Origin of the sequence: Spiroplasma endosymbiont of Dasysyrphus albostriatus (assembly GCF_964019495.1) — a bacterium.
Taxonomy (GTDB): Bacteria; Bacillota_I; Bacilli_A; order Mycoplasmatales; family VBWQ01; genus Spiroplasma_E.
In genome coordinates this window covers 72755-96392 of sequence record NZ_OZ026447.1, presented here as the reverse complement: position 1 = coordinate 96392, position 23638 = coordinate 72755, and the positions used below count along the sequence as shown (strand labels likewise).

Here is a 23638-nt window from a genome sequence, read left to right as displayed (position 1 = left end):
TATGGCTACTGGTGGATGTTTGATTAGTAGTGGTGTAGCAATGGGTATAAATAATGATTTTAATAATGCTTATGCAATACCTACCATAATTGCTGGTGCAAGTGAAATTATTCATAATTTACTACCTATGGAAACTACAAATCATATTGAAGAAATGCAAGAAACACCATTTAATAATGAAACTGCAAGATTAATAAATGATAATAGATTCACAATTAATAGTGAAACAACTAGTCAATATGGTAGTGATAATATGAGTGAAGTACCATTAAATCATGATAATACTTCATTAAATTGAGATTATAATCACATGAGTTTATAAAGGAGGTGAATAATTGATGAATAAAGAAAAATTACTTGAATATTATAATCAGGAAATAAAAATATATAAAGAAAAAATAGAAGAATTCAATAAAGAAATATCTGTATTAGTAGAAATTATAAGTAATTTACAATCAATGATTGAAAGAATTAATGGTGGTCAATTTGATTAATAATTAGAAATAAAAAAATAAATAGTTGAAAGGAAAATATTGAAATGAAAGAATTTTTACATGAATTAATAATTATTGGAACAAGTGTTGGAACATTAATTTGCAGAGAAATTATTGTTTTATTAAAAAGATTTATCACAACTCCAAAACATGTTAGAGCAAATAATAAAATTATCAAACATCAAAAAAAATTAGAAAAATTAAATGAAAAGATTAATAAAGGAGAAAAATAATATGACAAAAATTGAATTTAATGAAAAATATATAAAAAATAATATCAAAATTGATAGAGATTTTGATTTAGATATAGGAAATTGTTTTAAATTTTCTGATATTGATATATTAGAAAATGCAGTTAAAGATTATAAAAAACTAATAAGTGAAATGCCACAATTAGTTAAAGATTGATTATTGGGATAAGATTAGGAGAATATTAAATGTTAGAAAATGAAGATAATGTTCAACAAACAACTGAACCTTTAACTGAAAATAATGCTCAACAAGAAATAGAAAATAAAGTTAATGAAGCAGAAAATAAGTTAAATAAACTTAATCAAGAAATTAAAGAAAAAGAAATGATTAATATATTTAAAAAATATCAAGTTAAAACTGAATTTTATGATTTTTTAAAATTTAAAACAAGTAATCTAGAAAATTCAAAAATTGAAGAAACTATTAAAAAAATGATTAAAGAACAACCAGTATTTAAACAAACAATTAATACAGGTGGTAATAAACAAATAATTATTAATAATAAAACAAATGATAAAGAAAATTTTTTAATTAATTATAAAAAGAAAAATTATTTATAAACGAAAGGAAGAAATAAAATGTCAGTACCATTTAATCAAAATTTAGACAATACAGAGAGATTAGTAGAAGCACCAGAATTTATAGAGTTTTTTAAAATTTCAAATAGTCCATGGGCAAACTTTTTTCCTACTGAAATTGTTGACTCAGTAAATATTGAGTTTATTGTTAAAAAACCAAAAAAACCGGAAGTAAAAATTATTGCTTGGGATGATAAAAGTAAAAGATATGAATTACCATATGTTGATACAGATAAAATTAGTAAAAAAATAACTAAAAAATATCTTGCAGGAGAAATTATTGCAGATGTAGATTTAAAAGCAAATAATGGACAAAATTTATTAGATAGTATGCAATATGAAGTTGCAAATGATTTAGCAGATAAATTGGCAATTGATGATACACAAGCAATTGCAAAATTTGCTACTAAAATCGATATTGAAGATACAACACCAGTAGGCTATTTAAAATCAATGTTATCTGCTTGAAATACTTTGTTTCAATTTAGAAATATTGCAAATAGTAAATTTTTTATTACTAATGGTCTTTATGATAGTTTAGTTTATTTAGCAGATAATAAAGGTTTAATTACCGATAATCAGTTGGCACAACAATTACGTTTAAATGGAAATAATTTATATGTAAAAGGCGTATTATGTGAAATCGTTCTTGATGACTATATGATTTTTACTAATGATAAAAATGAACAACAATTAATGACCTTTATTTTAGCAACACCAAGAGCAATGAAAAGATACATGATAGAAAATACAGTTATTTATGTAGATTTTATTAAAGATGATAAAGCAGGAAGAGCATATAAAGTTGCTGGTGAAGTTGTTGGAGAAGCAATCCCATATATTTCTAATAATGAAACAACATCAAGATGAATGTTATGTGGAGTTATTAAAACAGAAAAAAATGATTTAAAAACTAAAATTACAGTTTTAACAACAAATATTACTGCAAATGTTAATAACAATAACAATGAATTAAATACAGAAATAAAAAGTACTAATGAACTTAAATCATTAAATCCAAATTTAACAAATCCAACTATTAAATATTTTAGTGATGCACAAGGAAAAACTAATGTAAGTAATCAAAAACAAAAAGCAGGTGACTTATATATAACTATTGCTGCAAATGTTAATGATTTAAATTATAAAGGTTCAACAAATCCAATTAAAATAACTCTTAAATAAAGGAAATTAATATCATGCCAATTGGTACAACTAGTACAGCAATACTTTTAAACATAAATAAACCAAAACATACTAGAACAAGTAAACAACAAGAAAATAAAAGTTTTTGATGAGAAATTTTAGAAATGATTGGTGTACAAGTTATAGCAGTAGCACTTGCTCCTTTTACTGGTGGATTAAGTGAAAGTTTTGCACTTGGATTAGGTGCAAGTGATTTAATTGCTAGTATTAGTGCTGTTGGTGTAGAGTTTTTAACTGATTTTACTATTAATCAAGTTTATGATTATTTAAAAGGAAATGTAACATCATTAAATACTTTCTTTAATTTATTACCGGCATTTGCAGGACTTAATAAAATTAGTCGTGGTTATCGCACAACTAAATTTATTAAACTAGCACAAGAAACTAAAACATTAGAACAAGTTGGTATTAAAGAAGCAAAAAACTTACAAGAAATTATTAGTCAAGTAAGTGGAAAAGAAATTTTAACAGATAAAATTATTGGTAATAAACGTTATTTAATGAATTATAGTTTTACTCCTAATCGTGAAACAGTATTACGAGATTTAGGTTATGTTGCTGAAAGACAATATAAAAATAATTTTCAAAAATTAGAAGCACAGGAGTTAAAAAATTACTTATTATTACAAAATACATTAATAAAATTAAGTCCACAATTAACTCCTAAATTTAAAATTAAAGATATTGAAAAAGCAAATAATTTTTTAAAAAAATATAATACTGATTTAAAAAAAGTATTATCTATGAACCAACATGATTGATTAAATTTAGTTCATACAATACACACAGAAAATAGATATGGAAAAACTTTAATTTTGGATTTACAAAAAATTCGTGCTAATGCTATTAAATTTGATTTTAAAAAAAGTTCAATTCATAAGATTGTTTTAAATGCAAATAAATTGTTTAAATATTTGGATATTAGATTTTATTTAAAAAAAGGTTTAAATAAATTTTGAAAAAATACACCATATTTTGAAAAATTACGAGAAAGTATATATAAATTACAAGAAAAATTTGAAAAGTTGGAAAAACAAGCATTTGAAAAAATTAATAAATTAAAAGAAAAAACAACTGATTTATTTACTAGTGCAGAAAAAAGAGCAATTAAACATGCACAATTAATTCCATTAAATTCACCAGTATTTATGGGTTGTAAAATTCAACCTTTATCATTAGATAAATGTGCAATTACTATTTATCATCGCAATACTAAATATAAACCAATTACAGTTGTTGATAGTATTCTTAAAGCAGAAACTTTTGTTACTCAAATACATCCATTCCATTGATATCGTTGATATAGTGGTTGATACATTGGTTATGGTGTTAATCATAATAAATGATTAAAAGCAATAGCATTTGCTCCACCAGTGGTTCAACAAGTAATTAGAGATAGTTTTAAAGTATATAGAGAAATATTTAGAATAGTAAGAACTTATCATAAAGTAGTAAATGTTATTAATAATCCTATTGAAAATATTAATAAATCATTTAAAAGTGTTGGTTTAAAATTTTCAGTTAATACTTTATTTGGCACTGGACTATTACATCATTTAGAAAAATTTGCATATAGTCAAGTTGTAAAAAAAGGTAAGAAAAAGTTACAAAAAGAAATTATCCATATATCACATAGAAAAACTAAAACAAAAAACTAAGCATTATAAAAAAGCATTTTTTAAGGAATGATAAATTATGATTAATAAACTTTGAACTGATGTCAGTCTTGAAAATTATAATAACTGATATCCATTAACTGGAAAAATTACAGAAACCCCACAGCAATATATACAGACATGACCTAATGTTAATGATTGATTTAAAACTTTTGCTATTCGTGCTCAAAATGATATTAATGCTTATCTTGATTTTATTTTATCTAAATTTCCTTTTGATAGTTTTAAAGATGAATTAATTAAAGAAACATTAAGAGATATGGTTTATGTAATGGTTGAACATTGAGTATTTAATCGTACACCAATTGAATTTAATGTTGATGCTACTATTCAATTTAATAATGCTAGTCAATTTAGTGCAAATAGTACTCCTACGATTAATGTTTGAGATTTAGCACCTAGTAGAATGAAAATATGAGCAAGATTAACAGAATTAAAACAAATATTTTCAAGTTATAATGATGATGAAATAGATATTGAAAAAATTGACTTAAAAGCATTTTATATTAGAAATCAAGTTGATGAATTAATTGAACAACAAAAAGAATTTACATTATCAAAACAAATTAAATTATATGATGATTTAGTTGATGATAATGAAAATGAAATATAGCTAACTAAAGTAATGTTTACTCATATCTTGAAAAACAAAATCAATCGCGTTTTTAATATTTGGTCAATAATTTGGTAATATTTTTCTTATATTATGTTTTATAGCAAATCAAAAATGTTCAATTGGATTTAAATTAGGAGAATATGGTGGAAGAAATAATAGTTTGCATCCAGCATTTTCAATTAATTGTTTTGTTGCTTTAGATTTATGAAACGTCGCATTATCTAAAACTATAATTTGTCCACACTTTAATACTGGAATTAGTATATTTTTAACATATGATTCAAAAATTTTACTATTGCAATGTCCTTCAAATGCTCATAGAGCTTTTAATTTACCTTTATTTAGTGCACCAATTATACTCATTCTCTTTATTTTATATGCAGGTTTATTATCAAATAATCTTTTACCTTTTTCAGACCAACCATATTTATAAAATTCATTATCATCAATTCCAGATTCATCAATATATACCAAATCTTCATTCATTATTTTCGCTATTTCTTTTAAAAAATCTTCTTGTTTATTTTTATCTCTTTGTTCATATAGAAAAGTTTTTTTTATATGTATAATTTAGTTTTTTGAAATAGTTATAAACTGTTTCTTTTGTCATATCACCAAATTTTTCAATTACTTTTTGAACTGTAACATCTTTATTTTCTGCTAAATAATTTTTTAATTCATCTAAATCCTTTATTTTGTGGCTATGTCCTTTTTGATAATTCAAAATTGGTTTTATATTTCCGGTTTTTTGCTTTCTTTTTCTTCATAAAAATAAAGTCTTTCTAGTGATATTGAACACTTTACAAATTTTTTTAATTTTCATGTTTTTACTTTCATAAACTTCTATTACTTTTCTTCGTAAGTCCTCACTGTATGGTTTTGGCATAATTTAATCTTCCTAATCTATTTTAATTATTGCTGAATTATACTTGTAAGTGCAAGAATTGTTTAAATTACATATTATTATTTTACATTATTTATGAGTAAACATTACTTTCGTTAGCTATATATAGAGGTCCTGTTAGTAAATTTGTTAATAAAGGTTATGTTGCAACAGATTATGATAAAGAAACTGAAACAATGATTTTAGATTGACCAGATGAAATTGGAACATTACCACCAGAAGCATTACAAAATAATCCACAAATTGGTGATTATACACATGCACCAACTTGTGATTTTTCTGCTAAACAACAAAAACGAATTACTACAAATGAAAATGAAATTACCAAATTAAATACTGAATTAATTAAAGCAAATGAAAATATTAATGATGTTAAAAATAATTGATTTAATATTGAAACTAGTCCTTTATGAAAGAAAGTTAAAAATGAAAAAGGAGATTGTCAAAAATCCGGAATAAATTAAATCATATAGTCTTATTATAAATTTAGACAAGAAATAATTTGGATTTTTATGAAATTGTATATCCATTTTACTATTTTTTAAAAAATATTTCAACTAAAATACTTATTTTTAAAAATTCCTAAAAAATTAAAAAATAAATTTAATATTTATAGACAACAAAAATGCTTAACTTATTAAGTGTATGTAAAGTACTTATTTTTTTATGAAAATATCTTTAATTAAAAATTTTTATATAGAATTATGTTTCTAAATTTATTTTATTACATTTAAAAATAACCATTTTAATATAAATTGAAATATTATATGTTCTATTACCAAGCATTTCTTTTAAAACATGTCAAATATTAGTTTCTGTAACCCATCCAATATTTCACTTTGCACCTTGATTTTCAATACCTTCTTTATTATTTTTAAAGTATTGTTTTTTTAATTTTTTATGATTATCTAATTGGTTATATAAATAATCAATTAATTGTTGATATTGACCATTATTAATTAAATATTTACAATGATTATATTCGTTTAAATATTTTTCTTTATTGCCAGCCATTATTCCAAGATATAATGTTCTAATTAAATGAAATTTATCTAAAACAAACTGAGCGCCTAAATAATCAGCAACTTCTTTAATTCATCCTGCACTATCACCACAAATAATAATTTTTGCTTGTTCAATGTTTTCATAAAATTTTTGACAATGTTCTTTAACAAATTCAGCAGTTTTTTTAACTCCAATTGCTGTTTTTGTTGGTCTTATAATTGCCTTTACTCTTTTATTTTGTACTTTGTGATTAATATTATCTGTATATGTTACTATTAATCTCATCGAATATTTTGTACCTTTACGTTTAAAATCTCAAAATTTTCGATGTCCATCATCAATTGCTACAAAAATAGGTTGATTTTTTTCTAATTTTACTTTTTCTGGATTTGCTTCAACTATTTCAAAATTTTTAAAAACTCTATGAACAGTACTAAGACTAATACCTGCTTTTTTACAAATAACACGAATATCTCTGTATCTTTTTCCATCAGCAAAATTTTCAATAATAGTTTCTTCAATATCTTCACCAATTCTTTTATATTTTGGAAATTCTAGTATTTCATCAAGTAAACATACTCGAACTCATTTTTGTAATTTTTCATCAAAATATTCATAAATTCTTCTTTTATAAGTTACCATTCCATATAATGTTTTTCTTGTTCGATATTGATAATCAACAATTTTATATTTCTTTTTATCTCTTGTTTTAAATATTCTTCTATCTCATTTTTCTCACTTATTTTTAAAATTTTCTAAAACTAATTTATCAATTTTAGGATATTGTTCTCTATGATTTCATCGATAATTAAATTCCATGTTATTCTCCTAACTATTTTTTTTAAAAATTCTAAATTGATTGTAAATTTTTTTAAAATTAATTTACTGCATATATTATATAAATATATAAGTGTAATTTTAAATAAAATAAAAATTATTTAAAAAACCACTTTCATATTTAAAATATAATAAACAAGTTGAATATCATTAATATTATTGGTCTCACAAAATAAATGCCTTTAATTTAGGTGTTATTTTGCATTTAAAAGCATACTGTCAATATCGAGTGAAAATTTCCCAAAAATATTTATTAAAAAATTAAATTATTTTGGAAAATTACAGTGTTAAATAAATACAAATTTCAAATAATGCTTAAAAATTTTAGTTCCTTGTTTTCATATAGGAACTTTTTTTGTATAATTTAATTAAACTTAATATAAGTTTTTAACTCATTATTTTATTTTAAAATAAATGAGTTTTTTTATTTGAGAGGAAGATTTTATGAATAAAATTATATTTCGACAAATGTATAAAAATACTTATAAAGTAATATTTAAAGAACTAATAGAAACTAAAAAAATGATTGATTTTATAGAAAAGTCTAAATTTAAGTGTAACGATAAGGGAGAACCAGAATTTGATGGTCTTGATAAAGAAGCTCTTAAAGAGTTATTTGGCCTTATGTGAAAAGATAGATTAAGTGATGAAAAACAAAAATTTGTTAATTTAGGTGCAAATTATATTAATCAATCACCTATTTTTCAAAATAAAAAACAAGAAAGAAAATTTTTAATTAATAAAAGTGAAATACTAAAACAGATGAATTTATTTTCAAATAAACCTTGTTTAATAACAGGAAACATTTTTAATCCTAAATTTCTAAAATCAAACGAAACTTTTTCATTGAATTGTAAAAATGAAATAAATTCTATAGATTTGCAAAATCAACTTTCAACAAGTAGTACTAAATTAAACTCAGTAAAAATTTAAATTATTAAGGACTGAACTTATTATCAAAAAGAAAATGAATCCAGAATGAGAAACAATGTTTTTAGAAAATAAAGAACAAAAACAAGATAGTATTGAATTAAAAAGAATAAATACTAATAAAAATGAAATTGGTATTGAAGCCTTTGATTATTTTAAAGATGAAATTAATAAATCGAAAAAAAGAAATGACAATTTATTTATAGAAAATATAAATCAAAAAGTAAATTATTTAAATAAAAAAAATAACAATCTTATAGTTGAAAATAAACAAATTAATGAAAGATTAAAACATTTAGACAAAAAACTTTTAAATCTTAAAAAATGGCGTTGGAAATTAACCAAATAGAAAATAAAATATCAAAAAATATTAAATATTTAACAAGTAGCACTAAACCAAGCTCACCAAAAATGTAAAAAATAAGATATTGTAATTACAATATCTTTTATATTTAAAATCAATTTTAAGATATCTAATTTGCTTATATACAAACGATTTAAAAATTTATATGGTTTTGTATTCAAAAAATAAACATCTCTCATTAGAGATGTTTTAAATTAAACATTTGGTAGTATAAAATAACTTTACTTTTGGGAAATTTTTACTCGATAATCAATGGGAAATTATCACTAAATAATGACACATTTAAAAGCATACTTGTAAAAATAATCAAAAATAGTACAATTTATAAGTAAAATCAAGGAAAAAAGGAGTAATTTAATATGAAAACATGAATAAAAACAAATTTAAGTAAAATTACATTAGCATTAGCACTAAGTGGTGCAGTCAGTGGAGTAACTGGTTTAATAATTGGTTCACTAGCACATAATAAAACAAATGATTTGACTTATTTTTTAGACCATGATTATAATGCGCACTGGGGGGGGCTTCTATTTGAGAAAGTCCAAGAAGCGACAATTATAAAATAGATTTATATTTTGCAGTTAAACCAGCTAATAATAATGATAAAAAATGAAATGGTAATTATCCTAATGGATATTTTGATAATTAAAATAAATTAAAGGACTTGAAAAAATGATTAGTAAACAATTTATGATTAAAAAACTACAAGCACAAATTAAAGAGAATAAGAAAATTTCAAAATTTTTGCAAACAGAACTTGAAGACAAAGAATTTGAAAAAAATCATGATGAAAATTTTATTATGGATACAATGCATATGTTGGTTTGTAATGAAGCTGAAATTCACGTTTATAAGGATTTAATTAAAAAAATTAAAAAAGGAGAATTTGATAATAACAATTTATTAAATTAAATATTTGTAATATTATTACATTAGACTTCTTGCGAGACTTATCTATTAAAATTTTCATTTTTAAAATATAATTAAAATTAAAAAAAGATAGGTAATTTATGATGTTTGATAAATTAAAAGCTATTAAAAATGCAGAACTATTAAGATTAACTGGTATAAATGAGATTGTTTTTAAAAAAATGATAGAAATTTTAAAAAAAGAAGAATTAAAAAAGTTTAAAAATGGTGGTACACCTAATAAATTAACTTTAGAAAATAGATTATTAATGACGTTAGAATATTGACGTGAATACCGAACATATTTTCATATTGCTAAAAGTTATGGAATTAGTGAAAGTAATTGTTATAGAAATATCAAGTGAATAGAAAATACTTTAATAAAACATCCTGATTTTCAGCAACTTAATGGAGCAAAATCATTGTTAAATAATAATTTTAAAGATAAAACAGCTATTATTGATGTTACTGAAAGCGCTATCCAACGCCCAAAAAAAGACAAAAGAAATATTATTCAGGAAAAAAGAAAAAACACACAATAAAAACACAAATTATAATTGAACAAGATAGTAAAAAAATTATAAGTTCTTATTTTTCTTGTGGTAAAAACCATGATTTTAAAATTTTAAAAGATTCAAAAGTTAAATTTTTATCACAAACAACTATTTTAGTGGATTTGGGATATCAAGGAATACAAAATATACATCCTAATGTTTTAATTCCAAAAAGAAAATCAAAGAAAATTCCTTTAACTAGAGAAGAAAAGAAAAATAATAAACAAATTTCAAAAATGAGAGTTGTTATAGAAAATATTTTTGCTATACTGAAAAAATTTAAAATTATTAGTGAAAAATATCGAAATAGAAGAAAAAGATTTGCTTTAAGATTTAATTTAATAGCTTCAATTTATAATTTACAACTTTTAAATTAAAAATCTTCAAAAATTTAATATTTTAAATTTTGTTATTTTAAATAATAATTTTTGTTCTATTTTAATGAAGAAAAAATAAGACATATTTTGAATAATAATTTTTAATAAATATTAAAAGTGTTATTAAAATAAAATTTTAAATTTAAAAACTATGATAATAATCACAGTTTTGCAAGAAGTCTATTATAATTCAAGATTTATATAAGAGATATTTTCATTGTATTTATCAAATAAATTAATATTTTTTAAATTTATTTCTTGTTTATCATTTATTAAAATTAAATCATAATTTCCAGAACCAAATATACCACTAATTTCAATTCGATTTAAATTATTAATAGGATTTTCAATTTCTAATTCAAATTCACTATTATTATCAATTTGTGAAATTTCTTTATAAAACTCTAATTTAGAAAATAATTGTGATTTATTTGAACCATATAAATTTAAAGCATTTTCAATTTTATTTTTTTCAATAATTATTCTTGTAAAGTATTTTCCATATTCACCATTACCTAATGTTCAATCTGCAGGAATTAATGAAGGAATATTATTACTTTCTAATTCGTTTGTAATAGATAATCAGTTAAATTGATTATCATCAAGTTTAAATAATTCATTTTGGCTAATATCCTTATTTTTTAATTTAATATTATTGATATCTGTAAAATCAAAATATTCAGATTTTAATATAACTTTTGCATCCTTAAACTCTCAAATTTCATCATAATTCTTATGAATTGGATTAGATTTTAATTCAAAATAATATGGTAATAAAATTTTATCATCATCATTTAAACCTTTATTAATTGACATATTAGAATAAATATTATTTGATAATAGAATAATTATTTTCTTAAGTATTTGTACTTGTAATAAATTTACATAATTTGGATAATCTAATTTTCATTGTTTAAACAAATTGCTAATTACTTCTTCGGGTTTTTGCCCCTCAAATTTTGCTCTTAATTTATCTAGTTCATTTGGTTTTTTTGTTGGGTCTAAACTCGCTCCATCAAAATTTCTATTATAAGTATATGTATAAGTTAGCATATCTAATAATACTTTTTGTAAACTATCAATTGGTGGTCTATCTTTTATTTCTAATTCAACATCATGAAATTTATTAGTTGTAGAAATAAATAGATTATTGTTACCTACTAAAAATCATGACTCTAATTTTGTATCTTTTAATTCTAGTTCATCAGATAATGGTCATACTTTTGAATTTTTAGTAACATCATAACCTATTTTAGCATTATTTACTCTTGCATTATTAATAATTTCTTTTCTTGTTTCAGTACCACCACCAATAGCAATTAAATCTAAAATTGATTTTTCTTGTCCTATAAATTGTTTTGCTAAATTTCAAGGTAATATTTGTTCACTAAATCATTGTTGTAATATTCTAACTTTTGGTTGAGTTTCAATAGGCATTGATAATAGCGGAAATGCTATCTTATCTTTGACAAATAACTTAGGGTATACTTCCATATTATCAACTTCACCAAGTACCTTTATATTGCCAAAAATCATGCTTCTAGGTGCTTTAATTTTTAAACCAGTAACTTTTGCATCTTTATCTAATGGTTTTTGTAATTTAATAATGATTGGATAACCATCTCTTGTTTTAAAATCTTTAATTTTAATAATAGTAATACTTTTAGTACTTCTAGTTTTTGGATTTTGATAAGGTTGTGAATAATTATTAATAATATATAAATTATCAATATTATTTTCACTTAAAGGTTCATTAATAGATACAGCATATAACTTAAATTGATTTAATAAATTTATTTCTTGAAATATTAAATTTTTAATATCAGTCATACTATATTCAATAGTATTATCATTAATATTAGTACTTGCTCTTTGATTTAATTGCATAGTAAAATCAGATGTTTCAGCAGCAATAGTTTTTAATACTTTTTCAATGTCAATAAAACCAATTTTAATAGTATTTGCTGAAAATCTTAAACTATTATTTTCATTATTTTTAAATAAACGTTCAATTTCATAAATATAAATTGTTCTTTTTTTAAATTCATCGTATGCTCTATTAATATCTGGGTCACTAGTTGCTCTCATCATATTAGTAAATTCATAAGGAATATTATCAATTAAATAATCATTTTCTACTTCTGCTTGATTAAGTTTAGTTTGTTTCTGTTTCTGTGGAAACTTCGTTTGTGGTTTGTTGTTGTTTTCCATTGTTTTCTCCTATTAATTGGTTATTTTCGGGATTAAATAATTTTAATTTAACTGTTAAATTATTAATTTCTTGTTCATCATTAATATTAAATGTTTTACTATTTAATAAATCTTTATCTAAACGTACTAATACTTGAATAAATTTAAGAATATCAATATTAAATTGCCATAATTTTTGTTCAATATAATTAATAGTTGAAATATTTACTGCTGTACTTTCGGGAACTGATTGTTGTGCTGACTTCTTTTGACTTGGTATATGAATACCACAACGTTTAAATATTTCATTAACATTTCAATCATATATATCTGTTAAATTTTTACCTTTAAAATTACTGCTAGTCATATTAATATTTTCATTTTGTTCGTTATTATCACCAGCATTTTTAAAAATATAATTTTTAGTAACCAATATTCTTACAGCATCTTCTAATGAATCTTTTACATTACCATAAGTTGAATTAAAAATAAATTTTGGTGAGTTTAAAATTGTATCTAAAACAATTTGTTCATAAATAACATCTAATGCTTTAATTTTATCCATTACTTTATTACAATCTGCTAATTCATTTGCTTTATTTCTCATAATTGCTATTGGTATAGCTAACTAAAGTAATGTTTACTCATATCTTGAAAAACAAAATCAATCGCGTTTTTAATATTTGGTCAATAATTTGGTAATATTTTTCTTATATTATGTTTTATAGCAAATCAAAAATGTTCAATTGGATTTAAATTAGGAGAATATGGTGGAAGAAATAATAGTTTGCATCCAGCATTTTCAATTAATTGTTTTGTTGCTTTAGATTTATGAAACGTCGCATTATCTAAAACTATAATTTGTCCACACTTTAATACTGGAATTAGTATATTTTTAACATATGATTCAAAAATTTTACTATTGCAATGTCCTTCAAATGCTCATAGAGCTTTTAATTTACCTTTATTTAGTGCACCAATTATACTCATTCTCTTTATTTTATATGCAGGTTTATTATCAAATAATCTTTTACCTTTTTCAGACCAACCATATTTATAAAATTCATTATCATCAATTCCAGATTCATCAATATATACCAAATCTTCATTCATTATTTTCGCTATTTCTTTTAAAAAATCTTCTTGTTTATTTTTATCTCTTTGTTCATATAGAAAAGTTTTTTTTATATGTATAATTTAGTTTTTTGAAATAGTTATAAACTGTTTCTTTTGTCATATCACCAAATTTTTCAATTACTTTTTGAACTGTAACATCTTTATTTTCTGCTAAATAATTTTTTAATTCATCTAAATCCTTTATTTTGTGGCTATGTCCTTTTTGATAATTCAAAATTGGTTTTATATTTCCGGTTTTTTGCTTTCTTTTTCTTCATAAAAATAAAGTCTTTCTAGTGATATTGAACACTTTACAAATTTCTTTAATTTTCATGTTTTTACTTTCATAAACTTCTATTACTTTTCTTCGTAAGTCCTCACTGTATGGTTTTGGCATAATTTAATCTTCCTAATCTATTTTAATTATTGCTGAATTATACTTGTAAGTGCAAGAATTGTTTAAATTACATATTATTATTTTACATTATTTATGAGTAAACATTACTTTCGTTAGCTATATATAGTTAATATTTAGTGTTTGTTCTTGTGCTAAATTAGGGTTATTAATGAATGATTTAAAATCTAGTGGAAATTGTTTTTTACTATCATTAACACTATAAATTGCACGATTAATAGTTACTTGTTCATTATTTAATGTATAAACTTCAAATAATCTTACAATTTGTGCATTTTGTTCATAACTATCATAAAAAATAGTACATTGAATTAATTTACCAGTAATATCATAAACTCTTTGTTGTATATCAACTACTTGAAAATATAAGTCATCATTTGCAATAAAAATTAAATAACCACTAATTCCTAATTTGCTTAATTTAAAAATAGAATTTCAATTTTTTCTATAAAATTCTTGTTGAATTAAATATTGCTTAATAGTTTCATTGTTAATATCTAGTGGAGCATTATATAAATTAGCATTATTTTCTGCTACAAAATCAGTAAAATAAGTTTCATGGTTAAAATCATTAAAACCAAAATAACTTAAAATAGAAGCATGTGTACTTTTACCTTTTAAAAAAGTTAATTTAGTTTTTTCTTCATTATTATTATTTTTATCTTTTCTTTGTCAAAGAGATTTCATATTATTTCTCCTTTCTAAAATATTTGATTAATTTTTAATACAATTTTTACTATAATAAATATAATTAAACCAGCAGTTGCAGAAGATAATAAAACTCCTATTAAACCTAAAATAATTTTTATTATTTTAAAAAACATAATATTATTCGTGTAATTCTTCTAATTTTCATACATTACCTTTTAAATTACCTTTTACAGTATAAATAGTAATCAATTTTGCATGTTGAACTGATAAAATTACTATATTAGCACTATCATTAAAGGTTTGTATTTGTACACCAGCAATTTTTTTATCAGTTATAATAAATTCTTGAATAGTATAAACTGGATTATATATACTTCAAGAATAATAAACTCTATAATGTTTATTCTCTTGAAAATCATAAGTAATTTGTCAATTATCTCATTTATTTTTTTCTCTTGTTCCTACTTCTTTTCAATTTGAACCACTTGGAATTGGTGTTGGATTATTTTTTAATTCAATATCTCAAATATTTTCTTCTATTTCATTAGTTTCTAAACTTTTTGAACTAATTTTAATTGGTTTATCTATAGCTAACTAAAGTAATGTTTACTCATATCTTGAAAAACAAAATCAATCGCGTTTTTAATATTTGGTCAATAATTTGGTAATATTTTTCTTATATTATGTTTTATAGCAAATCAAAAATGTTCAATTGGATTTAAATTAGGAGAATATGGTGGAAGAAATAATAGTTTGCATCCAGCATTTTCAATTAATTGTTTTGTTGCTTTAGATTTATGAAACGTCGCATTATCTAAAACTATAATTTGTCCACACTTTAATACTGGAATTAGTATATTTTTAACATATGATTCAAAAATTTTACTATTGCAATGTCCTTCAAATGCTCATAGAGCTTTTAATTTACCTTTATTTAGTGCACCAATTATACTCATTCTCTTTATTTTATATGCAGGTTTATTATCAAATAATCTTTTACCTTTTTCAGACCAACCATATTTATAAAATTCATTATCATCAATTCCAGATTCATCAATATATACCAAATCTTCATTCATTATTTTCGCTATTTCTTTTAAAAAATCTTCTTGTTTATTTTTATCTCTTTGTTCATATAGAAAAGTTTTTTTTATATGTATAATTTAGTTTTTTGAAATAGTTATAAACTGTTTCTTTTGTCATATCACCAAATTTTTCAATTACTTTTTGAACTGTAACATCTTTATTTTCTGCTAAATAATTTTTTAATTCATCTAAATCCTTTATTTTGTGGCTATGTCCTTTTTGATAATTCAAAATTGGTTTTATATTTCCGGTTTTTTGCTTTCTTTTTCTTCATAAAAATAAAGTCTTTCTAGTGATATTGAACACTTTACAAATTTCTTTAATTTTCATGTTTTTACTTTCATAAACTTCTATTACTTTTCTTCGTAAGTCCTCACTGTATGGTTTTGGCATAATTTAATCTTCCTAATCTATTTTAATTATTGCTGAATTATACTTGTAAGTGCAAGAATTGTTTAAATTACATATTATTATTTTACATTATTTATGAGTAAACATTACTTTCGTTAGCTATATATTAATTACATTTGGTGAAGTAATATCTAATGTATTGCTTTTAATTTGATAAGTATTTTCTTTTAATTCTTCAAAACTAAATATAGCACCACCATCAATTTCACATTTAATAAATAAACTTCACTTATTAGATTTAGTATAATCAGCCTTAAGAATTAAAGAAGCATCTTTATTATCAATTTTACCAATTAAAAGAGTTCATGTACCAGTTCCAACTGCTTTTGCTGATTTAAACAATAACATTAATGGATAACCATTTTGTTCAGGTGCATTTCTGTGTCATGTTATAAATACCCGATATGTTTTATTAAGTTGAATATCAAAATTATCTCATGTTCTATTATCAACTCTATTTCCTATTACAACTCAATTTTCTTTATCTTGCTTTTTATCTATTTTTTCATCTATATATTTCTTATTTGGAATATCTAAATCATCAGTTGGATGGGGGTGGTTAGCCCTAATTACTGGACCATATTTTGATAGATATTTCTAAATTTTTATTTGTAATATTGGTGGTTTTAAAAATTTAGAATGTATTCTTTCATAATTATAAAACATAACATATTGATTTACATCATTAATAGCTTCATTGATTGTTAAATATTGATTTGAGTCTTTAGGCAATCATTCTTGAGATAAATGTGAAAATCAATTTTCAGATATGACATTACCGCCAATATCATATGGTTGTTTTTTGCTTAAAATTATTTGTTTGTTTTTTGCTCATTTTGTAATTTCTTGACAATAAAATTCGTTGGCGTTATCTGAATGTAAAATAACGTTTTTTATTTGATTTCAAGAAAATTGGTTGTTTATTTTTTCAAGTGCAGGAAGAATTAAATCTTGATATGATTTATTTGAAAATGTATTATAACTAACAACATTATTTGAATAAAAATCAATAATTACAAAAAGATATAGTCAACCTTCTTTGGTGTTTATTTGTTTAGTATCCATTGATCAAATTTGATTTGAAGCGGTTGTACTTTTGTAATCTTTGTTTACTTTATCCATTGTAGGTATTCACTTATTTGGATTTTTTTTGTTTTTAGGATAGTTATTTTTAGTTTGTTTTAATCCTTGAATATTGTGTTTTTTCATAATTTTTCGCATTTGTTTTGTTGATAATTCTATATTTAAAATGATATTTTTCTCTTGTTTTAATCACTCTTTAAAAGCTGAAAAAATTCTTAAATATCCATAAATTCTACCTTTTCTTGTAGAATGAAATTCGATTAAAAGTTGGCATAATTCTTGATATTTATGATTGCAATTAATAATATGATTTTTTTCTTTTTTAATAAGTTTTTGTTTATTTTTTAAAAAGTAATATGTTGATCTGTTTAATTGAAGATATTGACATAAGTTTCTAATTGAATATTGATTTTTGCAATCATCGATAATTTTAATTTTTTCTTTGATATTTAATTTGTTAATTATTAATGCTATTTGTTTAATTTTATCCATTAATAAAAATCCTTTCAGGTCAAAATTAGTGTTCATTATATAACACAATTGTTTTTAGAATACATTCAGATTTTTTAAATTAATGGTCTAGTAAAAAGGGCTAAGTGGCCCATTCCAATTTTAAATGCTAAATTTATTTTAGATAAATTCCATGCTTTTCATGTTTTATTTCTTGGAATAATGGCTGGAAGAAGAAAAAATAAAATTGCTAAATTACACTATCAAAATGCAATAACTTTATTTGAAAAAGGTCAATATTATGAATTAATTGATTTTTTACAATCATTAACTTTGCAATATAAAAAATTAAAAGTTGGTTATTTTATTAATGCAAAAGATGGTGTATTAAACCAAGCACTAGTTGAAAATATTGGTTGCTTTACTGAAACTAATATTAAACAAATTTTAAAAAAAATGATTGGTGATAGAACCTATAACATTGATATGTATACAAAAATGGTTAATTTTAAATGCTATCAAATAAATACCGCCATCCAGTTATTATAAATTAAAATTAAAGATTTTAAAAAACCAAAAATAAAATAAAACTTATTAAAGTAAACTTTAATAAGAATTTTTGAGTTATAAAAATAAGTATTATTGTTGACTAATATTTTTCAAGTGTTAAGATTAATATACAATTGCATATTAAAGTCAAAATTATTCTCGTCTAACTTTATAATTTTAAGACAAATTTGAATATTATTGACAACATCGGTACGCTCCCATAAATTTATATAATTTAAGTAAATAAAATTATTCCAATTATTTTTTATTAGAAAAAAATATTGGAATATAACATTTTTTAGTAATAATTAATTCTATTTTTTAAATTTTATTATAAAATGAGCAATTGCTGTATTTCATTTTTGAATATATATTGTTCATTTTTTTGTAATTTAAGTTTTTATATACTTTTTTTGCACTAAATAATTTTAAAATTTTAAATATTGATTTAGATAATATTTTAAAATAATTATAATTGATATTCTTTAGTATTAATTAGCAATAATGCTATTAAAGTTAACTATATATAGTATATAATTAATTAGAAAGAGCATATAAGTGGAGGAATAAATGACAGATAATCAAAAATATATTACTGTTAAAGGTGCACGTGAACATAATTTAAAAAATGTTAATATTAAAATTCCAAAGTATAAGTTAGTAGTTATTACTGGTGTCTCAGGAAGTGGTAAATCATCATTAGCTTTTAATACAATTTATGCAGAAGGAAGGCGAAGATATGTTGAATCACTTTCAGCCTATGCTCGTCAATTTTTAGGAAACAGTGAAAAACCTGATGTTGATGCTATTGATGGTTTAGCACCAGCAATTTCTATTGATCAAAAAACTACAAGTAATAATCCTCGCAGTACTGTTGGTACTGTTACTGAAATTTATGATTATTTGCGTTTACTTTATGCACGGATTGGAACTCCTTATTGTAATAAGGGTCATGGTCCAATTAGCACGCAAACTTTAAAAGAAATGGTTAATAAAATTAAAACGTTAGAAGATAATACTAATATTGAAATTTTAGCACCAGTTATTAATGCTAAAAAAGGTAGTCATCAAGATTTATTAGCAAAATTAAAACAAGAAAATTTTTTGCGAGTTAAAATTAATAATAAAATATATAGTTTAGATGAACCAATTGAATTGAATAAATCATTACGTCATGATATTGATATTGTTATTGATCGTATTAAATTTACCAATGATTATAATACTATTTCACGAATTCATGATGCTTTAGAAGTTGCTTTAAATCATAGTAATGGTTTAGCAAAGGTTATTTTATCGCAAACAAATGAAACGTGATTATTTTCTCAAAAGTATGCTTGTAAAATTTGTGGATTTTCAATTCCCAGTTTAGAACCGCGTTTATTTTCTTTTAATGCACCCAGTGGAGCGTGTTTTGATTGTAAAGGTTTGGGAGTAAAATTAGAAGTTGACGAAGAATTATTAATGCCAGATTTAAAATTATCAATTAATGATGGTGGCATTGAGTATTATAAAAACTTAGTTGGTACTAGTAATTTAGAATGACAAAAATTAAAAGTTCTTTGTTATCATTATTTAATTGATTTGAATCAGCCATTAAAAAATTTAACAAAAGCACAACTTAATTATATTATGCGTGGTAGTGATGAAGCTATTACTTTCAGTATTACTTCGGCAAATGGTCGTAAATATCCTAATCATGATTATATTGAAGGTATTGCCACTTTAATTGAAAGACGTTTTTTAGAAACAACTAGTGATTTTGCCCGTGATTATTATCGTAAATTTATGAGTGAACGTACTTGTTTAACTTGTCAAGGAACAAGATTAAATGAATTTGCACTAGCAGTTAAAATTAAAGATGAAAATAATAAAGAAATGAATATTAGTCAATATACTAATTTAGACATCGAAGAAAGTTTAACATTTATGTTAAATATTAAATTATTACCTTATCAACAAGAAATTGCTAAATTAATATTAGTAGAAATCATTAATCGTTTAAGTTTTTTAACTAATGTTGGTTTAGGATATTTAAACTTATCACGAATGGCACAAACTTTATCTGGTGGTGAATCACAACGAATTCGATTAGCAACTCAAATTGGTTCACAATTAACGGGAGTATTGTATGTTCTTGATGAACCTTCAATTGGTTTACATCAACGTGATAATGTTAAGTTAATTGAAACTTTAAAACAAATGCGAGATCTTGATAATACATTATTAGTAGTAGAACACGATGAAGATACAATGTGAGCAGCAGATTGATTAATTGATATTGGTCCAAAAGCTGGAATTTATGGTGGTGAAGTAATTGCTGAAGGTACACCACAGCAAGTTGCTAATAATCCTAATTCAATTACTGGACAATATTTAAATGGTGAAAAATTTATTGCATTACCTAAATCAAGAAGAAGTGGTAATGGCAAAGTTATTGAAATTCAAGAAGCACAAGCTAATAATTTACGTAAAATAAATGTTAAATTACCTTTAGGTAAATTTATTTGTGTTACTGGTGTTTCAGGAAGTGGTAAATCAACGCTTGTTAATGATATTTTATATACTAGTATTCAAAAGTATTTAGGTTTAAAGGGACAACGACCAGGAAAACATAAAGCAATAAAAGGGATTGAATTTATTGATAAAATTGTTGCTATTTCGCAAGAACCGATTGGCAGAACACCAAGGAGTAATCCTGCTACTTATACTTCAGTTTTTGATGATATTCGTGATTTATTTACACAAACACCAGAAGCAAAAATTAGAGGATATGCTAAAGGTAGATTTTCATTTAATGTACCAGGAGGAAGATGTGAACGTTGTTCTGGTGATGGTGTTATTAAAATTGCGATGCATTTTTTACCTGATGTTTATGTAACTTGCGAAATTTGTGAAGGAAAACGTTATAATAGTGAAACATTACAAGTTAAATATAAAGGTAAAAATATTTATGATGTACTAGAACTGCCTGTTGATTTAGCATTAACTTTTTTTGCTAATCATCCAAAAATCCATAAAAAGTTAGCAATGATACAAGAAGTGGGATTAGGATATGTAAAATTAGGACAACCCGCTACTGAATTATCTGGTGGTGAAGCACAAAGAGTGAAACTAGCTAAAGAATTACAAAAACGTGCTACTGGCAAAACTATGTATATTTTAGATGAACCAACTACTGGTTTACACGTTGATGATATTAAAAGGTTAATTGAAGTTTTAAATAAAATTGTTAATCATGGTGATACTGTTGTTGTAATTGAACATAACTTAGAAGTTATTAAAGTTGCTGATTACATTATTGATCTAGGACCTGAGGGTGGTAAATTTGGTGGTGAAATCATTGCTACAGGAACACCAGAACAAGTAATAACAAATCCTAAGTCTTATACTGGACAATATTTAAAAGCAGTTATTAATCGCGATTTGAATAGAAAATAATTAAAATATTTTCTGTAGTATTCTTGAATTTTAACAAAAGAAGTGGAGAAATAAAATGTCTTTAGAAGTAGTACCAAATTTAAAAGAAATACTTATAAATTCAACTATACAAAATGTTAAAAGTAATATAATAAAGTTAAAAGAAGTTTTTAGCACTTCTTCTAATATACAATACTTAGAATATTGATTTATTTTTTTTGAAAAAGATTTTTTTAAAAAAAATTTAAAAATAATGGAAAAACAGTATCAATGAATGCAAAATTTTTAGTGAAAGTAAAAGATGAAGTATTTAATGATGAAAGAAAAGAACTTGAATTTCTTTCTTTTAAGTTTGAAAAAGAAAATTTTTTTCCATGAGATAAAGAATTAGAGTTTGAATTACTTGAATTTACTTTAATGTGAGAGGAACAAAAACAGAAGGAAAAGGGTAAACTTATTGATAAAATTACAGCATTAAAAATAGAATTAAATTGTAAATTAAGTAGTAAAAAATGAGAATTAAAAGAAAAATTATATAAAATTAATAATCAACAAGAAATTATTTTAAATTTTCATAATAATAGTCTTAAAAAATTAGAAGTTTTTCAAAAACAGAAAACAAGTAAGATTTTTAAATTTAAAAGTAAATTAGTTAAGTTTTTCACTTTTGGTTATTATAATTTTGAAATAAGATTAGTTAATAGAATAGAATGTGAAAAAGTTGTTTTAAATAATCAAAAAGAGCAACTTTATAAAATTGGATTAAAAATTTGTAATATCAAAAAAAAGTTTGAATAAAGTTGAAATAAAAATTAGAAAAAAAAGACAAAGACTTAATTTATTTAAAGAAAATATTGTCTCTCTTGTTAAGGAAATAAATTCAATTAATGTACAAAATACTGAAATTTCAACAAACAATAGATTAATAACACAACTATAGTTATTCTTTTTATTTGTAATCTAAAATTGGAGAAAATTATTTCCATTTATATGATAAAATTTTACTTATATATATACATGAAAGGATTTGTCACTTTGGAAAAAAGAGTATATTTTTTAAAGTTTAATAAAAAAATTCTTAAAATGGATTTAATAAGTTTTGGAACTGGTTTAATAGGTATTTTTTTGGGAATTCTAAGTATTTTAGCATTACAACCTTTTTGAGATAATGATAAAGCATCACTTTGAATAACTGTTGTTGCAATTTTTTTTGATATTACTAGTTTTACTTTAGCTTTTCTACCTTTTTTCTTAATGTTCCGTTTAATTAGATTAAAGAAAACTTTGATAAAACAAAATATGAAATTATATCGAAAAGATCAATTTAGTATTTCGCTTGATTTTCTTAGTTTTTGTTTAGGTATTATTGGAACAAGTTGCGAAATTATTAGTGTTATTGTGCTTTTACCTCAATTTAATGATAATAAAGTTTTTTCATATCAAATTACTATTGTTGGTGTTGTTTTAAATATTATTAGTTGTATTACTTGTTTAATGGCAACATTAATTAGTATTAATATTATTAAAAATTATAAACAAAGAGGAAATTCTATTATTTAAATATG

At 22.5% G+C, this 23638-nt stretch carries 31 protein-coding genes; 19 read left to right on the top strand and 12 right to left on the bottom strand.

The genetic code is table 4. From position 1 onward, the window contains the following. Position 1 precedes the first annotated feature (1 nt). From AACL11_RS00635 to AACL11_RS00600, 8 genes are read left to right on the top strand one after another with little or no spacing between them, the layout of a single operon-like run. Positions 2-322, top strand: coding sequence for a hypothetical protein (locus AACL11_RS00635; RefSeq protein ID WP_338987818.1), 321 nt, complete (start codon positions 2-4; stop codon positions 320-322). Between the two features lie 16 nt (positions 323-338). Further along, on the top strand, positions 339-494 hold the full coding sequence (locus AACL11_RS00630; protein ID WP_338987612.1) for a hypothetical protein: 156 nt from the start codon (positions 339-341) through the stop codon (positions 492-494). Positions 495-538: 44 nt separating this feature from the next. Next, on the top strand, positions 539-727 hold the full coding sequence (locus tag AACL11_RS00625) for a hypothetical protein (protein ID WP_338987613.1): 189 nt from the start codon (positions 539-541) through the stop codon (positions 725-727). Between the two features lies 1 nt (position 728). Further along, on the top strand, positions 729-914 hold the full coding sequence (locus AACL11_RS00620) for a hypothetical protein (RefSeq protein WP_338987779.1): 186 nt from the start codon (positions 729-731) through the stop codon (positions 912-914). Between the two features lie 17 nt (positions 915-931). Then, positions 932-1306 carry a hypothetical protein gene (locus AACL11_RS00615; RefSeq protein WP_338987615.1) on the top strand — a complete coding sequence of 125 codons (375 nt, stop codon included), beginning with the start codon at positions 932-934 and terminating at the stop codon, positions 1304-1306. Between the two features lie 18 nt (positions 1307-1324). Next, a complete protein-coding gene (locus AACL11_RS00610; protein WP_338987616.1) occupies positions 1325-2509 on the top strand; it encodes a hypothetical protein in 1185 nt (394 codons plus the stop codon). Positions 2510-2523: 14 nt separating this feature from the next. Continuing rightward, positions 2524-4188, top strand: coding sequence for a hypothetical protein (locus AACL11_RS00605; protein ID WP_338987817.1), 1665 nt, complete (start codon positions 2524-2526; stop codon positions 4186-4188). 37 nt (positions 4189-4225) lie between these two features. Further along, on the top strand, positions 4226-4819 hold the full coding sequence (locus tag AACL11_RS00600) for a hypothetical protein (protein WP_338987816.1): 594 nt from the start codon (positions 4226-4228) through the stop codon (positions 4817-4819). Here AACL11_RS00600 and AACL11_RS00595 read toward each other — a convergent pair whose 3' ends face one another. Beyond that, positions 4820-5320 (bottom strand): IS630 family transposase, encoded by a 501-nt coding sequence (locus tag AACL11_RS00595; protein WP_338988468.1) that lies wholly within the window; start codon positions 5318-5320, stop codon positions 4820-4822. A 28-nt stretch (positions 5321-5348) separates the two neighbouring features. Beyond that, entirely contained in the window at positions 5349-5708 is a 360-nt protein-coding gene (locus AACL11_RS00590) for an IS630 transposase-related protein (RefSeq protein WP_338987815.1), read from the bottom strand. Positions 5709-5902: 194 nt separating this feature from the next. Between AACL11_RS00590 and AACL11_RS00585 the strand changes: the two genes are divergently transcribed. Continuing rightward, positions 5903-6190 (top strand): hypothetical protein, encoded by a 288-nt coding sequence (locus tag AACL11_RS00585; protein WP_338987814.1) that lies wholly within the window; start codon positions 5903-5905, stop codon positions 6188-6190. A 238-nt stretch (positions 6191-6428) separates the two neighbouring features. Here the strand turns inward: AACL11_RS00585 and AACL11_RS00580 are convergent, their stop codons facing one another. Then, complete coding sequence (locus tag AACL11_RS00580) at positions 6429-7550, bottom strand: Mbov_0401 family ICE element transposase-like protein (RefSeq protein WP_338987813.1); 1122 nt, start codon at positions 7548-7550, stop codon at positions 6429-6431. Between the two features lie 462 nt (positions 7551-8012). Here AACL11_RS00580 and AACL11_RS00575 point away from each other — a divergent pair, with 462 nt between their 5' ends. From AACL11_RS00575 to AACL11_RS00555, 5 genes are all read left to right on the top strand, one after another. Next, positions 8013-8501, top strand: coding sequence for a hypothetical protein (locus AACL11_RS00575; protein WP_338987217.1), 489 nt, complete (start codon positions 8013-8015; stop codon positions 8499-8501). 34 nt (positions 8502-8535) lie between these two features. Continuing rightward, positions 8536-8847 carry a hypothetical protein gene (locus AACL11_RS00570; protein ID WP_338987219.1) on the top strand — a complete coding sequence of 104 codons (312 nt, stop codon included), beginning with the start codon at positions 8536-8538 and terminating at the stop codon, positions 8845-8847. A gap of 374 nt (positions 8848-9221) precedes the next feature. After that, positions 9222-9428 carry a hypothetical protein gene (locus AACL11_RS00565; RefSeq protein ID WP_338987812.1) on the top strand — a complete coding sequence of 69 codons (207 nt, stop codon included), beginning with the start codon at positions 9222-9224 and terminating at the stop codon, positions 9426-9428. Between the two features lie 106 nt (positions 9429-9534). Then, positions 9535-9774 carry a hypothetical protein gene (locus AACL11_RS00560; protein WP_338987811.1) on the top strand — a complete coding sequence of 80 codons (240 nt, stop codon included), beginning with the start codon at positions 9535-9537 and terminating at the stop codon, positions 9772-9774. A 98-nt stretch (positions 9775-9872) separates the two neighbouring features. Beyond that, a protein-coding gene (locus AACL11_RS00555; RefSeq protein ID WP_338986605.1) for an IS5 family transposase occupies positions 9873-10702 on the top strand; the annotation gives its coding sequence in 2 pieces (ribosomal slippage) (positions 9873-10269 and positions 10269-10702; 831 coding nt in all). A gap of 183 nt (positions 10703-10885) precedes the next feature. Here the strand turns inward: AACL11_RS00555 and AACL11_RS00550 are convergent. The 9 genes from AACL11_RS00550 to AACL11_RS00510 form a co-directional block, all read right to left on the bottom strand. After that, entirely contained in the window at positions 10886-12913 is a 2028-nt protein-coding gene (locus AACL11_RS00550; RefSeq protein WP_338987810.1) for a hypothetical protein, read from the bottom strand. After that, complete coding sequence (locus tag AACL11_RS00545; RefSeq protein ID WP_338987808.1) at positions 12858-13499, bottom strand: hypothetical protein; 642 nt, start codon at positions 13497-13499, stop codon at positions 12858-12860. Before AACL11_RS00545 ends, AACL11_RS00550 begins: the two co-directional genes overlap by 56 nt. Before the next feature lie 17 nt (positions 13500-13516). Then, entirely contained in the window at positions 13517-14017 is a 501-nt protein-coding gene (locus tag AACL11_RS00540) for an IS630 family transposase (protein ID WP_338988468.1), read from the bottom strand. A 28-nt stretch (positions 14018-14045) separates the two neighbouring features. Then, entirely contained in the window at positions 14046-14405 is a 360-nt protein-coding gene (locus tag AACL11_RS00535; RefSeq protein WP_338973555.1) for a helix-turn-helix domain-containing protein, read from the bottom strand. A gap of 117 nt (positions 14406-14522) precedes the next feature. After that, positions 14523-15110, bottom strand: coding sequence for a hypothetical protein (locus AACL11_RS00530; protein WP_338987807.1), 588 nt, complete (start codon positions 15108-15110; stop codon positions 14523-14525). A gap of 554 nt (positions 15111-15664) precedes the next feature. Then, positions 15665-16165: an IS630 family transposase gene (locus AACL11_RS00525; protein WP_338988468.1), complete on the bottom strand. Its 501-nt coding sequence runs from the start codon at positions 16163-16165 to the stop codon at positions 15665-15667. A 28-nt stretch (positions 16166-16193) separates the two neighbouring features. Further along, the gene (locus AACL11_RS00520) at positions 16194-16553 is read right to left on the bottom strand and encodes a helix-turn-helix domain-containing protein (protein ID WP_338973555.1); all 360 of its coding nucleotides are present in this window, start codon (positions 16551-16553) and stop codon (positions 16194-16196) included. 117 nt (positions 16554-16670) lie between these two features. Beyond that, positions 16671-16919 (bottom strand): hypothetical protein, encoded by a 249-nt coding sequence (locus tag AACL11_RS00515; protein WP_338987806.1) that lies wholly within the window; start codon positions 16917-16919, stop codon positions 16671-16673. A 249-nt stretch (positions 16920-17168) separates the two neighbouring features. Next, a complete protein-coding gene (locus AACL11_RS00510; protein WP_338986622.1) occupies positions 17169-18182 on the bottom strand; it encodes an IS3 family transposase in 1014 nt (337 codons plus the stop codon). A gap of 144 nt (positions 18183-18326) precedes the next feature. Between AACL11_RS00510 and AACL11_RS00505 the strand changes: the two genes are divergently transcribed. The 5 genes from AACL11_RS00505 to AACL11_RS00485 all read left to right on the top strand — a co-directional run bounded on the left by AACL11_RS00505 (position 18327) and on the right by AACL11_RS00485 (position 23633). After that, positions 18327-18653 (top strand): hypothetical protein, encoded by a 327-nt coding sequence (locus tag AACL11_RS00505; RefSeq protein WP_338987805.1) that lies wholly within the window; start codon positions 18327-18329, stop codon positions 18651-18653. A 570-nt stretch (positions 18654-19223) separates the two neighbouring features. Continuing rightward, the gene (gene uvrA / locus AACL11_RS00500) at positions 19224-22094 is read left to right on the top strand and encodes an excinuclease ABC subunit UvrA (RefSeq protein WP_338987804.1); all 2871 of its coding nucleotides are present in this window, start codon (positions 19224-19226) and stop codon (positions 22092-22094) included. A gap of 249 nt (positions 22095-22343) precedes the next feature. Continuing rightward, the gene (locus AACL11_RS00495; protein ID WP_338987803.1) at positions 22344-22871 is read left to right on the top strand and encodes a hypothetical protein; all 528 of its coding nucleotides are present in this window, start codon (positions 22344-22346) and stop codon (positions 22869-22871) included. Further along, the gene (locus AACL11_RS00490; protein ID WP_338987802.1) at positions 22864-23013 is read left to right on the top strand and encodes a hypothetical protein; all 150 of its coding nucleotides are present in this window, start codon (positions 22864-22866) and stop codon (positions 23011-23013) included. The genes AACL11_RS00495 and AACL11_RS00490 overlap by 8 nt, the downstream gene beginning before the upstream one ends. Before the next feature lie 143 nt (positions 23014-23156). Beyond that, positions 23157-23633 carry a hypothetical protein gene (locus AACL11_RS00485; RefSeq protein WP_338987801.1) on the top strand — a complete coding sequence of 159 codons (477 nt, stop codon included), beginning with the start codon at positions 23157-23159 and terminating at the stop codon, positions 23631-23633. The last annotated feature ends 5 nt before the right edge of the window (positions 23634-23638 follow it).